The sequence below is a fragment of the Paraburkholderia sp. BR13439 genome (assembly GCF_040948805.1).
GTDB lineage: Bacteria > Pseudomonadota > Gammaproteobacteria > Burkholderiales > Burkholderiaceae > Paraburkholderia > Paraburkholderia youngii.
Map to the genome: position 1 here is coordinate 426,310 of NZ_JBFPKN010000004.1, position 15,206 is coordinate 441,515.

Annotated in this window: 14 protein-coding genes; 10 read left to right on the forward strand and 4 right to left on the reverse strand. The window is 62.7% G+C overall.

The genetic code is table 11. From position 1 onward, the window contains the following. Window positions 1-596: 596 nt before the first annotated feature. Entirely contained in the window at window positions 597-1,508 is a 912-nt protein-coding gene (locus AB3X96_RS11245; RefSeq protein ID WP_368589762.1) for a CHAD domain-containing protein, read from the reverse strand. Between the two features lie 240 nt (window positions 1,509-1,748). On the opposite strand from AB3X96_RS11245, the gene AB3X96_RS11250 reads away from it, so the two are divergent. Next, window positions 1,749-2,117: an NUDIX hydrolase gene (locus tag AB3X96_RS11250; RefSeq protein ID WP_176121004.1), complete on the forward strand. Its 369-nt coding sequence runs from the start codon at window positions 1,749-1,751 to the stop codon at window positions 2,115-2,117. A gap of 66 nt (window positions 2,118-2,183) precedes the next feature. Here AB3X96_RS11250 and AB3X96_RS11255 read toward each other — a convergent pair whose 3' ends face one another. Then, window positions 2,184-3,425: a cystathionine gamma-synthase family protein gene (locus tag AB3X96_RS11255; RefSeq protein WP_368589763.1), complete on the reverse strand. Its 1,242-nt coding sequence runs from the start codon at window positions 3,423-3,425 to the stop codon at window positions 2,184-2,186. A gap of 202 nt (window positions 3,426-3,627) precedes the next feature. Between AB3X96_RS11255 and AB3X96_RS11260 the strand changes: the two genes are divergently transcribed. Next, the gene (locus AB3X96_RS11260) at window positions 3,628-5,247 is read left to right on the forward strand and encodes a DHA2 family efflux MFS transporter permease subunit (RefSeq protein WP_368589764.1); all 1,620 of its coding nucleotides are present in this window, start codon (window positions 3,628-3,630) and stop codon (window positions 5,245-5,247) included. Between the two features lie 10 nt (window positions 5,248-5,257). On the opposite strand, the gene AB3X96_RS11265 is transcribed toward AB3X96_RS11260, so the two are convergent. Both AB3X96_RS11265 and AB3X96_RS11270 read right to left on the reverse strand, forming a co-directional pair. Then, window positions 5,258-5,656 carry a hypothetical protein gene (locus AB3X96_RS11265; RefSeq protein ID WP_368589765.1) on the reverse strand — a complete coding sequence of 133 codons (399 nt, stop codon included), beginning with the start codon at window positions 5,654-5,656 and terminating at the stop codon, window positions 5,258-5,260. Window positions 5,657-5,749: 93 nt separating this feature from the next. Next, window positions 5,750-6,745: an aldo/keto reductase gene (locus AB3X96_RS11270; RefSeq protein WP_368589766.1), complete on the reverse strand. Its 996-nt coding sequence runs from the start codon at window positions 6,743-6,745 to the stop codon at window positions 5,750-5,752. A gap of 232 nt (window positions 6,746-6,977) precedes the next feature. On the opposite strand from AB3X96_RS11270, the gene AB3X96_RS11275 reads away from it, so the two are divergent. The 8 genes from AB3X96_RS11275 (at window position 6,978) to AB3X96_RS11310 (ending at window position 15,118) form a co-directional block, all read left to right on the forward strand. Beyond that, on the forward strand, window positions 6,978-7,574 hold the full coding sequence (locus AB3X96_RS11275; RefSeq protein WP_368589767.1) for an isochorismatase family cysteine hydrolase: 597 nt from the start codon (window positions 6,978-6,980) through the stop codon (window positions 7,572-7,574). A gap of 84 nt (window positions 7,575-7,658) precedes the next feature. Beyond that, on the forward strand, window positions 7,659-8,180 hold the full coding sequence (locus AB3X96_RS11280) for a hypothetical protein (RefSeq protein WP_368589768.1): 522 nt from the start codon (window positions 7,659-7,661) through the stop codon (window positions 8,178-8,180). 117 nt (window positions 8,181-8,297) lie between these two features. Then, window positions 8,298-9,143 (forward strand): helix-turn-helix domain-containing protein, encoded by an 846-nt coding sequence (locus AB3X96_RS11285; RefSeq protein WP_368589769.1) that lies wholly within the window; start codon window positions 8,298-8,300, stop codon window positions 9,141-9,143. Window positions 9,144-9,188: 45 nt separating this feature from the next. Next, complete coding sequence (locus AB3X96_RS11290) at window positions 9,189-9,596, forward strand: DUF2000 family protein (protein WP_368589770.1); 408 nt, start codon at window positions 9,189-9,191, stop codon at window positions 9,594-9,596. Window positions 9,597-10,208: 612 nt separating this feature from the next. Then, entirely contained in the window at window positions 10,209-11,600 is a 1,392-nt protein-coding gene (locus AB3X96_RS11295; protein ID WP_176106912.1) for a class I SAM-dependent methyltransferase, read from the forward strand. 22 nt (window positions 11,601-11,622) lie between these two features. Then, window positions 11,623-12,978, forward strand: coding sequence for a sensor histidine kinase (locus tag AB3X96_RS11300; protein ID WP_176106911.1), 1,356 nt, complete (start codon window positions 11,623-11,625; stop codon window positions 12,976-12,978). Between the two features lie 8 nt (window positions 12,979-12,986). Beyond that, a complete protein-coding gene (locus tag AB3X96_RS11305) occupies window positions 12,987-14,111 on the forward strand; it encodes an ATP-binding protein (protein WP_368589771.1) in 1,125 nt (374 codons plus the stop codon). Then, window positions 14,111-15,118, forward strand: coding sequence for a response regulator (locus tag AB3X96_RS11310; protein ID WP_368589772.1), 1,008 nt, complete (start codon window positions 14,111-14,113; stop codon window positions 15,116-15,118). The genes AB3X96_RS11305 and AB3X96_RS11310 overlap by 1 nt, the downstream gene beginning before the upstream one ends. Window positions 15,119-15,206 lie beyond the last annotated feature (88 nt).

Consider the following 15,206-nt stretch of genomic DNA (forward strand, 5'->3'; position numbering starts at 1 on the left):
CAATGTCGATTTCGTGAAGAGTCTGATTGGGCCCGGCTACGGGGACTGAAATCGGCACCCGAGATCTTGCGTTCTGCGGCGGTATCCAGGTTCCTACCAATTTGCCATTTTGGCTGATGACAGAGATTTTCGACATTTCAGTTCCAGTCCTGGATATTCAGATTGTGCGGAACCGGACGCGGACCGGGATTTGTGATCGTAATCGCGATCACATCGTCGATGATGTTTGGCGCTTGAACAACGACACCTCCGTCGAGCCCGCCGCTCGCGCCTGGCCGGATTGAGTCCGATACGGTCCGATTCAGCTTGCCCGCCGCGCTTCTTTGCCAATCGGGTTTAGGGCTCTGCGATCCAATCCCCGATCCGCAATTGGATCTGATCCAGTGGATGGTCCCTGTCTTTGCAAGGTGAGGAGGCCGTCATGGCTATCGATACCGGGAAGCAGCCAGCCAGCGGTACTGGATGACCGAAAAGCAGGCATATTCGCTCGCCGCCGAACCTGGCAATGCCCACATCAAAGACGCATTTGCAGCGTCGCGCGAAAGAAGCTATTCGGGAGATGACGCAAAGCGAGCGTCAACGAACTGATCCCCGTCTCAGCTAGAGATGGCTCGAACCTGTCGCGATGCCGCCTGCATCCGTAGGGACTTCTGTTTTTCCAACCATTGCAGCGATTCCTGCACGACCTCGGGTGGAACTTCATTGAAGGACGCGTTGCGAATCAGCGCCTCGCTTGCGGCAATGTCGTTGAACTGCCCCAGCTTGTTCTGCACGGATGTCAGTTCCTTGATGGTGCGACCGTGTCCACCTTTGATAACGGGTTGAAAAAACTCCAGCAGGTACCTCAGTTTTTTGCCTGCTTTTCTGACATCGTGGAGATCCTCCTCGTGGGGGTCCACGCTACGTGCAGCGCGTTTGCTGCGCTTTTGAAGTGCGCGTTGCGCTAAACGGACACGCTTTTCGGCGAACGCCCGAATGGGTAGACCGTCGCAGCGCGACAGCAGTGTGGTTTGCGCGCGAAGCAGGGCATCGTTCAGGAACGCCTCGACATCGTCGCTTTTGATCATCGTCTGACTATGCACGACCGCCTGCGCTCGCCTCTCGCGCGCCGCGGCCACCAGCGGTTCGATCGAGGCGCCGGACTGCTGGGCGGCTTTCAGCAGATCGCCTGCTATGTCCCAGTCACGCGTTCCGCCTGCGACGGCCGCAAGACGCTTGAATTCTTCTGTGACTTGGGCGGTCGATTCGTCCCCGAGGTATGGGGAGTACGCCCAGTACAAAGCCCGAAGCTTTCTGAAAGCAACGCGAAGCTGATGAAACCCTTCGGCGTCGCTCTGCGTGGATAGCTCTTTTGCCCTTTGCACGGCTTCAGCCACCACCGGCGCCGCGAGCGACGAGAAGGTACTGGCAATGGAACTCGATTTAGACAGTGATGAACCGGCCGTCCGGTGGTTGACCTTGAAGAGCGCATTTGGCCGTGGCAAGGACCAGTCACCATCCATATCCATTGCAGCCCTCGAATCGGAAAAAATATACTGCCGAGACCTTACCACAGGAGTTTCGACCGCCGCGATTGTGACGCGCTGATGACGGGCTTTAACGTGCCGCGCGGTCATGGTCCTCGCTTCGAAAACATCACCGCATTCTGCGGTTCTGTATTAGCATGCTCAACTATGTCTGATAACGCCCGATACGCCGCCGCGTCGTGAGCGTCTTGAGAGCATCCAGGGCATAAGTGGGAGTTCGGTTTGAAGAAACGCGCCACCGTGATCTGTCGCAGAGGTAAGCGAATCCTTCTGGTCGCACGTAGTGCATCAAAGTGGGCTTTGCCGGGCGGGATTCTCAAGCGCGGCGAACACCGCACCGACGCCGCACTTCGGGAGCTCAAGGAAGAAACACAACTCTCCGGGAAGTCAGCCAAGCACCTATTCGACTTCCGCGGCAAGCAGAAGCACCATCACGTGTTTTCCTGCGAAATTCCGAATCGCGCCAAAGCTCGCCCGAGTAACGAAATATCCAGGTGTCGCTGGTTTCACCTGGACGACATTCCTCGCCTCGTGACCAGCGGGCCGACGACCGATATCGTGAAGCTGATGAATCAGCGGCGCAGGAAGTAGCACTGCCAGCGGTGAGACGAGCGAGACCGGCGCACCAGTCTCACCCCAATTTCAAAGTCCCGCCAACTACGCCGCCAATTTCAGCGCCTGCGCAAAATCGGCAATCAGGTCGTCGATGTCCTCGATGCCCGCCGAGAGCCGCAGCATGCCGTCGGAAATCCCCATCGTCTTGCGCGTTTCCGGCCCGGCTTCGAAAAAGATCGTCGGCGCAACGGGAATGATCAGCGTGCGCGTGTCGCCGAGACCGGTCGCCTTGACCGGCAGCTTGAGCGCGTTGACGACTTCGACCATGCGATCCGCGTTGAGCAATTCAAACGACAACAGCCATGACGCGCCCTTGAACAGCGTCTGAGCGATCTCGTATTGTGGATGGCTTTTCAGGCCAGGATAGAACACTTTGCCGATCGCTTCGTGCCCTTCGAGAAACTGCGCGAGCGCGAGCGCATTGTCGCTGCTTTGTTTCACGCGCAAGGCGAGCGTTTCCGCGCCCATCGCGATCGAGTGCGCCTGCTCGGACGACAATGACGCTCCCATGTCTCGCAGGCCCTTCTTGCGGATCTGCAGAAGCCCCTGATCCTTCGCCGCCGAGCGCCGATAGTCGTCGGCGATATTCGGATACGCGCTCCAGTCGAACAGGCCCGTATCCGTCACCGCGCCACCGAGCGCGGCGCCATGACCCGCGATGGTCTTGGTCAGCGAGTTGATGACGAGGCTCGCGCCGACCGCCTTTGGCTTGAACAAGGCAGGCGAGGTAATCGTGTTGTCGACCACGTACGCGATGCCGCGCTCGCGGCACACGTCGCCGATACCTTGCAGGTCCGGAATCTGCGTGCCCGGATTCGCGATGGTTTCGACGAACACCATGCGCGTATTCGGCCGGATTGCGTTCTCCACGTCGTCGAGGTTGCACGCGTCGACGGTCGTCACTTCGACGCCGAGCGCCCGCAATGTGCCGAACAGACTGTTGGTGTTGCCGAACACGTAACGGCTCGACACGAGATGATCGCCCGCGCGCAGCAGCGTGAGGAACGTCGCGGTGATGCCGGCCATGCCGGTGCTGAAGCAGACCGTGCCGACGCCTTCTTCGAGGCTGGTGATCTTGCGCTCGAGCGCGGCGGTGGTGGGGGTGCCTTGCCGTGCGTAATTGAAGCCGCCTTTCTTCGTGCCCTGGAACACGCCGATCAGGTCCTCGACGCGCTCGAAACCATATTGCACGGACGTATGAACTGGCTGACGCAAGGCGCCGTGCTCAGTGCCCGCGGTTCTGTCGCCGTGAACGATGCCAGTGGTGAAACCTTGCTTGTCCATTCCTTCTCCGCCTTTTCAGATCGATTGCTTCCGACCGATTATCGCCTGTAACCCTCCGCCGGCGAAGTCCTTAGCGTCCCGCCCGGCGGCGCCGGGCGCTCCGAATGGACAAAACGCGCTCCGCGATGTTGCGCTGCGGGGTTGACTAGCCTCGGTGGCACGCACAGGCTCTAAATCTCCATCGACCAGCACTGGAGGAAACGTGGCCAAGCCGAATACGGCGCGCATCATTGCCGCGCAGGCGAGTCCGTGCGACGAGCTCGTCATTCGCACACAGCCCCTCACGATCGACCGCCCGTGCCGGCGCAAGCGGCTCGCGCTCGCCGCGACCATCGCTGGTTCGAGCATGGCGTTCATCGATGGCTCCGTCGTCAACGTCGCGCTGCCGTCCATTCAGAGCGAACTCGGCGCGAGCGTCGCGGCGATGCAGTGGGTCGTCAACGCGTATCTGCTGTTTCTCGGCTCCCTCGTGCTGGTCGGCGGATCGATGGGCGACAAACTCGGCCGGCGCACGGTGTTCATTGCGGGCGTCGGGCTTTTCACGCTGGCGTCGGTCGCTTGCGGGTTTGCGCCGAATGCGTCTGCGCTGGTCGCCGCGCGCGCGGTTCAGGGCATCGGCGCGTCGCTGCTCGTGCCCAGCAGTCTCGCGATCATCGGCGCGGTGTTCGACGACGCCGCGCGCGGACGGGCGATCGGCACCTGGGCGGGCGTCGGCGCGATCACGTCGGCCGCGGGGCCGGTGGCGGGCGGCTGGCTCGTCGATGCGTGGTCGTGGCGCGCGATCTTTTTCCTGAACGTCCCCCTCGCGGCGCTGACGATCGCGCTCGCGATATTGGCGGTGCCCAACAGCCACCGCGCCGATGCGCCGCGACAGCTCGACTGGCCCGGCGCACTGAGCGCGGCCACGGGACTGGCCGCGCTCACGTTCGGCCTGACCGAAGCATCGGCGCGTGGCTTCGCGCATCCGCTCGTATTCGGTGCGATTGGCGCCGGCGTGCTGATTCTCGCGGCATTCGTGATCGTTGAAGCGCGCAGCTCTAACCCGATGGTGCCGCTCGATCTGTTTCGCTCGCGCGACTTCACCGGTGCCAATCTCGTCACCCTGCTGCTTTACTTTGGCCTTGGCGGCGCGTTCTTCTTCCTGCCGTTCACGCTGATCCGCGCGCATGGCTTCAGCGCGACCCAAGCGGGCGCGGCGCTGTTGCCGGTGCCTTTCATCATCGGTCTGCTATCGCGCTTCACCGGCGGTCTGACGAGCCGCTTCGGTTCGCGCGCGCTGCTGACCGTTGGCCCGGGCGTCGCCGGAATCGGCTTCACGCTGCTGGCGCTGCCGTTCGTGCGCGGCAGCTACTTGACTGGATTTTTCCCCGCGCTCGTCGTGCTTGGGCTCGGCATGACGATCACCGTCGCGCCGCTCACTACGACCGTGATGGGCGCGGTGCCGAGCGACCGCACAGGCGTAGCGTCCGGCATCAACAACGCGGTTGCGCGCGTGGCAGGCCTGCTGGCGATTGCGGTGCTCGGCATCGTCTTCCTGTGGTCGCACCACGCGGCGCTATCGGCGCGCCTCGACGAACTGCACGTACCGCAAGATGTGCGCCAGAGCGGGCAACTGTTGGCGCCGGTGGAGCAAGCGGGAGCGGCAGCAAGCGCCTCGCCTACGCCGCGCGACGCAGCCGTGGCGCGCGCGCAAGCCGATTCGATGACCGACGCGCTGCGCGCCGTCGCCCTCGTTTGCGCCGCGTGCGCGTTCGCTGGAGCGGGGCTCGCGATGGCCACCCTCCAGCCGATGAATCGGGCTGCGGTAGCGCGCCCGCAGTGAGAGTCGAAACTCAGTGGTGAACGGGCCGTACCGGCGACCCCGTCGGGCGGATCACCGCGGCCGCTCGCGCCTCGATTCTTTCCGCGGACGAAGTAGGCTGATGCGGAATGGTTGCGCTGTCGTACCCGTTCATTTGTTCATCGATGACGAAGTCCGCGACTCTCATCGCGTCCATCGCGTTGCCGTCCACGTCGTTCCACTCGCGAATCGCGCGATTGATCTTGGTTAGCGCGGTGACGGCGAGCAGGATCGCGTCGGTCTCGGTGATCTTGCCTTCGAGATCATCGACGAGGTAATCCGCAACACGTAGCGCCGCGCCAATCAGATTGCTGTCGTCGCTCAAGTCCGTCAGTACCGCATGAACCACTGCGAGGCAAGCATCTTTGCGTGCAAGTGCGATGTCCGTCATGAGGTTCTCCAGAGTCGAGGTGCCAGCACAATTTACTCCGAGTGCTCCCTGCATGTCGAATGCGCCCGCGGCGAAGCCGCCACCGCGTTGCCTTTACCAGCGCTGGTGGACGTGGGGTGCGATATGGTGCTGATAGATTTCCCGGACCCGCTGCATGAGCTCGTCGGACAGCGGCGCGAGGCTCGCGGCCGATACGTTCGACGCCGCCTGGGCGGCGTTTTTACTGCCAGGGATGATGACGGAGACGGCATCCTCCATCAGGATCCAGCGCAGGGCCAGTTGCGCCATCGAGGCGTCCACGGGTACGAGGCCGCGCAGTTCGTCGACCGCCTTCAACGCGATGTCGTAGGGCACGCCGGAGAACGTTTCGCCGACATCGAACGCCTCGCCATGCCGATTGAATGCACGATGATCGTCCGACGCGAAAACCGATTCCGCGGACAGCTTTCCCGTGAGCATGCCGCTCGCCAGAGGCACTCGCGCGATGACCGCAACGTCTTTCTTTTGCGCCTGCCTGAAGAACAGATCGGCGGGACGCTGACGGAACATGTTGTAGATGATCTGCACCGAAACCACATTCGGATATTCGATCGCCTTCAGCGCTTCTTCGACCTTTTCGACCGACACGCCGTAATAGCGGATCTTGCCGGCGGCGACGAAGTCGTCCATTGCGTCGAACACTTCGGGACGGTAGTAGACCTCGGTCGGCGGGCAATGCAGCTGCACCAGGTCGAGCGTGTCGACGCCGAGGTTCGAGCGGCTCCGGTCGATGAACGCTTCGAGCTCGCGCCTGTTCAGATAGCCGCTGGTCACATGCGGGTCGAGTCGGCGCCCGAGCTTCGTGGCGACGATGGGACGTTCGCCGCCTCGTTGCCGCAGCACGTCCCGGATGATCCGTTCCGAGCGACCGTCGCCGTAGACATCGGCGGTGTCGATGAACGTCACACCGTTATCGAGCGCGGCGTTCAGCGCGGCCTTGGCGTCATCTTCCGCAACACTGCCCCACGAGCCGCCGATCGCCCATGCCCCAAAACCGATTTCCGACACATTCCAGCCGGTACGACCAAATTTTCTCGTCGAAAGCGTCATTTGGATGTTCATCCTCTGTTTTTGCGAAGTTACGTCGCAGGTGCTTCATTGTCCTTGCAGGAGTGCCGGCGACCTTGGTACGTAGTGTAGCAAGCGGGCACGGACGTTGAAGCGGATGGAGCATGCACCGGGCGGAGCCGATGCTCGCCCGCGATGCGATGAAGTATGATTGCCACGGCACCGGAACGGCCGCTCTGACAACAGGACGTGGAACCGGAAAAAAGGTGGCGCAATGACAAGCAACGCAGGTTCTGACGACATCGCGAACGAGGCCATCGCACCATCGCGAACCGCGCTCATCGTGATGCACTACCAGACCGACATTCTCGGACTATTTCCATCGGTCGCGCCGGCGTTGCTCGCCAATACGCGCAGGTTATGCGACGCGGCCCGGGCCAAAGGCGTCAGCGTCTATTTCGCCAATCTCAGGTTCAGTCCGGGCTATTCGGAAGTCAGCCCGTTGAACAGGAACGGGCAGGGAATCAAAAAACTTGGCCTCTTCCTCGAAGACCGGACCGCGCCGGAGTTGGGCCAGCAGGCCAACGAACCACTCGTGATCGCGCATCGTGCGAGCGTGTTCTTCGGCACCGACCTGGAGGCGCGACTCTCCGCGCAAGGTATCGATTCGCTGATGATGGTCGGCATCGCGTCGACCGGAGTCGTGCTCTCCTCGGTCGCGTACGCGAGCGACGCGGACTTCCGCCTGTACACGGTCAAGGATTGCTGTTACGACCCGGACCAGGTGGTCCATGAACATCTGTTTGCTACGGCATTCGATTCACGCACGACGGTGCTGTCACTGGCGGACGCGTTGCTACTGCTCGCATAGACCGATACCGACGACTCGACCCGTTAGCCTCGGCATGCCATTTGCTGACTGAAACCGGAAGACAAACTCACCAGGCGACAAACCGTGGCGCCGAAAGCAACGGACATCAGCTCGTTTCAGATTTTCGAGCGCGTCGTCATCCGCTTGTACGACGGCGGGGTGCTGTCGCCGGCGGTGCTTGAACGTGTCGTCGGCGCTTTCGCACAAGCCGATGTCGACTGGCATGGCCCCGTGCAGGGCCGTTCAGTCGATGGCCGTTCACTGCATGAAATCGTCGTGCTGACGATGCTGCCCGGACAGCCGCTGCGATCGTCATCGGCATCCTTCATGTCCGTGATCGAACACATCGCGGGCGTCGCCTCGCAAGCCGAACCGGAGCCCGCGAGACGCGGTAGAAAAGCCGTAGCGCCGGCGGACAAAACGGAAGCGGAAACGGAAACGGAAACGGAAACGGAAACGGAATCGCAAGAACTGCTTGCGCAATTGTCCGGCAACGAACCACCCGGCAAGCGCCGCCGCACGAACCAACAACCGGATCGGCCGGCGAGCCCGCACGGCTACAACCCCTTCGTCAACGCCCGGCCGCCGCGCTCGAAGAAGCCGTGAACCCGGTCGCGGCTCGCTTCGCATGCGCCAGGCGCTGGCGAGCCCGCCGATCCCGATTCCCACGCTGCCGTACACTATCCGCTGGCCGCATCGCCCGCGGGCCGTCAGCTCCAACCCATGCCCACTCCACTCGATCCCGCCAACTGGCTAACCGCCCGCCGCGATGCCGAAACCGGCATTGAAAGCCTGCGCGCGCATTTCAGCGGCCACGCCTACGATCCGCACGATCACGACGACATGCTGATCGGCTACACGGAGCAGGGCGTGCAACGCTTCCAGTGTCATCGGTCGTTGCACACCAGCGTGCCGGGCCGCGCGATCCTGATCGAGCCCGGCGCGCTGCACGACGGTCACGCGCCCGAGGCGGCCGGCTTCACGTACGCGATGCTGTATCTGCCGCAAGGCTGGGTCGAGCGCGCGGCGCGCCGGCTCGACCTGCCGGGACTGGCCGGCGTCGAGGCGGCGTTCGGCCATACGCTCGTCGACGACCATGCTCTCGTCGATGCGATCCGCCAGGCGTTCGTCGCGATTCACGGCAACGAGGGTCGGCTCGCGCGCGACCAGACGCTCGATCGTCTGCTGCTGCGACTCGGCGCACAGCTGCGCGACGCGCCGCTCGCCGGCGACTCCGCCGCGTCGCCCGCGATCGCGCGGGTGCGCGATCTGCTGCACGAACAGATGGACGGCAATCCCGGGCTCGACGAACTCGCCGAAGTTGCCGGCATCGACCGGTTCAGGCTGACGCGTCTGTTCCAGCGCGCGTTCGGCACGTCGCCGCACGCGTATCTGGTGCGCCTGCGCCTGCGCGCCGCGCGGCGCCTGCTCGCGGCCGGCCGCACGCCTGCGCAGGTCGCCGCCGAAGTCGGCTTCGCCGACCAGAGCCATCTCGGCCGCTGGTTTCGTCGCGCGTACCGGATGACGCCAGCCGCGTACCGGCAGATGTGCACAAACGTTCCAGACTGATCGCGCGGCATCGTCGATCATGAGCGGCTCAACGAAGGAGTCGTCATGTTCGATACCAAAGTGGCGCTGATCGTGCGCAGCGATCTCGCGGTCTGGCAGAAGCTCAATGTGGTCGCGTTTCTCGCGATCGGCGTCGCGGCCGCGGCGCCCGATGCGCTGGGCGAGCCCTACGAGGATGCCGCCGGGCACCGCTACGGCCGCATGCTCGGCCAGCCGATGATGGTGTTCGCCGCCGACCGCTCCGGTCTGCAGGGTGCGCACCGGCAGGCGCTGTCGCGCGAGCTCAGAATCGTGCCGTATGTGCACGCGATGTTTTCGACGGGGCATGACGCGGCGAATCGCGCAGTGTTTCGCGCCGAGGACGCGGCCAATCTCGACCTCGTCGGTCTCGCGCTGCACGGACCGAAGAAAGCCGTCGACAAGGCCGTGAAAGGTTTGGCCTTGCACGAGTGAGTCGACGAGTGCGCGAGCCGCTCGATTGTCGACGGCACTCGCGCCGAAGCTTAAAAAAGCGTTTGCCGCGCCGGACCTGAATTGCGTTAAAACAAAAAAGCTTATTCGGCGAATGCACGAGGCATCAATTGCCGCTTCATTTCACATCGTTTCGAGTCTCGAAGCGGTAATGCGTCAAAGCACAGGTCTATCCAACGGGCATAGATCGGAAAGGCACACGTAACGCTCCCCCTCTTTAGCGGATCGTGTCGCCGTCGTGGCAATGCGATTGCAAGTCTTTGTCGGGAAACGAATTGTCGGCGATTGCGCCGACGCGGTCGCCAACTCGTTTCAAATTATTCTTTGCAAAAACTGCTTTCAATAGCATGGACATGCTCGCAAGAAAACCTTGCGTATACGTTTCAACCTAAATTGAACCTCATTCAGAATTGAATCTGTTGATGTTACACTGCAAGCCGCTGGAGCCATTCTGGCAAAGGGCTTTGGTGTTTCCAGCTCAACTGTGGTTTGAAACGCGTCCACGACTTGTCGCTGGTGTCGTGCGTGCGGCAGCCATTCACTGGACTTCTCCAACACCCTGCTGCGTTCCCGGATTCCTCAGGTACTAATACCGTGTACTCTCAAACGCAAATCGACCCGGTGGTCAGCTTCCGCAACTCGCAGCGCGAGCATGTGCGTGGGACGATCATTAACCTCCAGAGAAAGTCTTTGGTCATGGAGGTCTATAACCCTTATTCCATCGTGCAGGTCAGCGAAGTCTTAAGCGAACTGAGCGTGCGCATGGGCACCAAGAATGCCTATCTCGGCAAGGCGGTGGTGGTGAGTCTGGTGAACACCGGTCTGACCGCGGTGGTTTCACTGGCACTCATCGACGAATGGCGCGAGCTTAGCGTTCTGCCCAATGAAGCGAAGTCGGTCGGGCGGGAAGCGGAACTCTTTATTAGCGACTGGGACGCGCGCTTCAATATCCGCCGCGACTATCAGATCGTCGTGAACGAGATGCGCGCGTTTCTGTCGGAAGTGTCGCGCTGGGTGGAGCAGGTCGATCTGACCGAGAGCTTGCCGAAGACCGAAGGCGGCCGGCTGCGCGAGGACCTGTTCTACGAGCTCGCCACGCCGATCATGCTCAAGATCAAGTCCTACCTCGACCGTCTCGAGGAAGAAGCCGAGCGCGTCGACGCGGAGATCGCACCCGTGCATCGTACCTATGCGCAATCGGCGCTGCATCCGTTGCTGCTGCGCGCGCCGTTCGTCTACCGCACGTTCACCAAGCCGCTCGGCTATGCCGGCGACTACGAGATGGTCAATCAGATCCTCAGCGATCCGCAGCAGGGGCCGACCACTTACTTTCAGATCGTCAATACCGCGTTCCTGCAGGCGGCGGTCGCGACCGCGCACCGCAACCGCATCACGCTGCTGATCGACTTTCTGACGCGGCAGGCCGAGGCGGCGCGCGCGGCCGGCAGGCCGTTCCGCATTCTAAACGTCGGTTGCGGGCCCGCTTTCGAGATCCAGCGGTTCGTGCGTGAATATCCGCATCCGGAGCTGCTGTCGTTCGAGCTGGTCGACTTCAGCGAGGAAACGCTGGCGTTTACGAAGGACGCGATCGAGAGCTCGGCGCACGCCGCGGGCCATAAAGCCTCGGTGCAAATGGTGCATCAGTCGGTGCACGACCTGCTCAAGCGTAAGATTTCCACGGACCCCTCCGCGCGCGAATTCGACGCGGTGTACTGCGCCGGTCTGTTCGACTATCTGTCGGACAAGGTCTGCGCACGTCTGCTCAGTTACTTCGCCGCTCGCACCCGACCCGGCGGCCACTTGCTGGTCACCAACGTCCATTCCGCGAATCCGGAGAAGTACGGGATGGAGCATCTGCTCGAGTGGTACCTGATCTATCGGAACGAGAGCGGCATGAGCTCGCTGCTTCCCCCCAACTCCACTGACCAGAAGCTCTACGTCGACGAGACCGGGGTGAATGTGTTCGCGGAAGCAACGATCCTCTGAAACCGTGTCGACATCCCTGTCCATGACTACCAGTCCCCTGCAGAGCGGCTATCAAACCGAGCTCGCCGACTTTCGCGTCACGTTCAGCCGGGGTGGCGCGTGCACCGCGATTGCGCTCGTGCTGCTCGGCGTGGGGCTGGATTACGCGCAGTATCCGCAGTATCAGACGTCGTTCGCGCTCGCGCGGCTGCTCGTGTCGTTGATGATCGGCGGTATCGTCGCCTTGCTCGACACCGACATGGGGCGACGGCTTACTCCATGGCTGACGCTGTCCTGGCTGCTGCTGCCGCAGGTGATGATTTCATGGATGATCTGGCGCACCGATGGCGTGCTGTCGCCCTACTATATGGGGCTGAATCTGGCCATCTTCGCGTCCGGCATTGCCTTGCCGTTTGGCTTGTGGCAAAACCTCGTGTTTGGCGTGTTGTCGTGCCTTCTGTATCTGCTGGCCTGCCTGTTGCCTCCGCATGACGGCTTGCCGCTCGGCACGTTGACCGTCAATGTTCTGCTGCTTCTGTTCGCCGCGGCCGCGAGTGCGGTCTACACGTTCTTCAATGAACGCGTGCGCTTCATGCTGTTTCGCCTGAAGGCCGAGGTGTCCGAGAAAAACGCGGAGGTCTCCGCGAAGAACGCCGAGCTCGAAGTGATCAATCGGCAGTTGCTCGACATCAAGGGCCAACTGCTGCAGCAGGAAAAAATGGCGGCGATCGGTACGCTCGCGGCGGGCCTGCTGCATGAAGTGAACAACCCGGTGAACTTCTGCCTGATGGCGATCGAGGTTGCGCTGGAGGAACCGATCTCGAAGAAGGAGCCGACGCTGCAGGAATGTCTGGTCGATGCGCGGCAGGGCATGCAGCGCATCCAGCACATCGTGTCGGACCTGAAGACGTTCGCGTATCGCAAGCCCGGCGCCGAGGCGGAGCTGGGCACGCCGTTCCTGTTCGAAAAGGCGCTCGATTCGGCGATCCGGCTCGTCGGGCATGAATTGCGCGGCGTCACCGTGACGCGCGAGCTGCCCGCGGATACGCTGGTGCAGGGCGACGAGGCGGCCATCATCGGCGTGCTGATCAACCTGCTGTCGAACGCGGTGCTGGCGATGCGCAAGGCGGGCACGCCCGCGCCGGCGATCCACGTCAACGTCAGATGGACGGAAGAGCGCCTGCACGTGACGGTGAAAGACAATGGGCCGGGCATCGCGCCGGAGAATATCGCGCGCGTGTTCGAACCGTTCTTTACCACCCGCGAAGTGGGACAGGGCCTGGGCCTCGGACTGTCGATCAGCTATGCGGTGATCGAGCGCCATGGCGGCCTGCTGTTTGCCGAGAGCGAGCTGGGAAGTTGGGCTGCGTTCAGTTTCGATCTGTCGCCCGCACCCTGAGAAACACCATGAATGACATCCGTCAGACACAGCCCACTCTTCTCTACGTCGATGACGAAGAGCTGGCGTGCAAATATTTCGCGCGCACGGTCGGTGCCGATTACGAGGTCCTGCTCGCGACGAGCAGCGACGAGGCCATCGCTATCCTCGAGCAGGACAGTGCCCGGATCGCGGTGCTGGTCACGGACTTCCGCATGCCGGGGCGCGACGGCGGCGACCTGCTGCGCCAGGTGGCGCTGGAGTATCCGCACATCGTGCGGATTCTGGTCACTGCTTACGCAGACGTCGAGATGCTGTTGCAGACGGTCAACACCGGTGAGGTGTTCCGCATCCTCGAAAAGCCGCTGAAGCCGGCGGCGGTGCGCGATACGCTGCAACTGGCATTTGACCGCTACCACGAACGCGCGATGCAGAATCAGCGTCTGATCGCGATCGACGAAACCCTCGCGTTCATCGCGCACGAACTGAACACGCCGCTCGCGGCGATCGCGTTGAACGCGCACAGCATCGAAGATCGCACCGACGCGGAGCGCGATGCCGAAGGCGAAATTCTCGGTGCCGCGAAATCGATGCGCGAGAGTGCGCAGTACTGCATGGCGGTGGTGTCGTCGTTCTGGCGCTCGGTGCACAACGGGCGGCGCCGGCAACAGGAGGGCGACGAGGCGCGTATCGAGAGCACCGCGCATGGGCTGATCTCGGCGTTGCTCGATACGTATCCGTTTACGACCACGCAGCGCTCGTGGGTGCATGTCGATGTCGAAAGCGACTTTGCGGTGCTCACGCAGCCGAATTGCGTGGCGCTAGTGCTTTCGTCGCTGTTGTCCAACGCGTTGCGCGCGCTCGCGGATGTGCCGTCGCCGTCGGTGCGCTTTACCGTAGCGACGGTACCCCACCCGAGCATCGGCATCTGCGACAACGGGCCCGGAATTCCGCCCGAGATCAAAGACCGCCTGTTGACGGACCCAATTACAACGCACGCGAAATCCGGGGGGAACGGCTTGGGCCTGATTCTATGCAACCGTGTCATGCAGTCCTGTGGCGGCGGACTCAGGATCGAGTCCACGTCGGGGGGAGGCACCACCGTAGTGCTGGATTTCCCCCATATCAAAGGTCAAACGCACAGGAGTTGTTGATGAACGAAGCAAAAGCCACAGAGGAGTTGGCGCCGGCGATCATCTTCGTCGATGACGAAGCTACCGCCGTAAAGTACTTCCAGCGTGCCATCGGAAGCCTGGCGCCGGTCCTGACTGGCGGCTCGGTGGAAGAGGGCAAGGCGCTGCTCGACGAGCACGGCGACAGGGTCGGCGTTCTCGTCTCCGACCAGCGCATGCCGGGCGAGTTCGGCAACGAGCTGCTGCGCTATGCGAGCGAGCGCTTTCCGCATGTCGTGCGGATTCTGACCACCGCGTATTCGGAAATCGATCAGACCGTCGCGGCCGTCAACCTCGGCCACATCCATCGCTACATCAAGAAGCCTTGGGACATCACGGCGCTGCGCATGGAGTTGAAGCAGGCGCTCGAACTGGCCGAGCTGCGCAAGGAGCGCGACACGCTGGTGCGCGAGAAGCTAGGCGTGCTGCAAAAGCAGGTGGTCGCCACCCGCATTGGTCTGGTGCGTTCGCTGTCGGCTACGCTGATCGGGCCCGAGCGCTTCCAGCCGGTCGAGACGTATCTTGCGGCGGCGGTGCTCGCCGAAGTGCCGAACTCCGAGCCGGACTGGCTGCTGCAGGACTACTCCGACCTGATCGCGGCCGAGAGTGCCCGCAGCGGCGCGTTCGGTCATGCGGTCGCGGCGCACCTCGCCACGCTGCGCAACCGGCACGGCGGCGCGAGCGTGACCGCGAGTGACGCGTTGACGGCGCTGGCCGGGGCGTTTTCCGAGGCTGGCATCAATGTGCGCCGCGCAGGCGATGGTCTCGTGTGCGACCAGCCGGCCATACTCGCGGAGTTTCTCGCGGAGCCCGGCAACAACACGGTGTCGAGCGGACACGCGGCATGGCTGGCGAGCCTGCTGTGGCTCGACGGCACTGACGGTGCATTGCAGCCGGCACGCGAAGGCAATGCGATCGCGTTCCGGCCGGCGCAGCGCGGTAGCGAGTTCGCCGCCGATCGCCTCGCCACGTGGATCGAGCAGTTCTGATCAGTTTGCTTAGAGGGCGCGGCGTCTGACGCGCCCCTACTCACACTGGCTTCGCGCCGCAGCCCGCCTCGGCTAGCAGCGCGAAGCT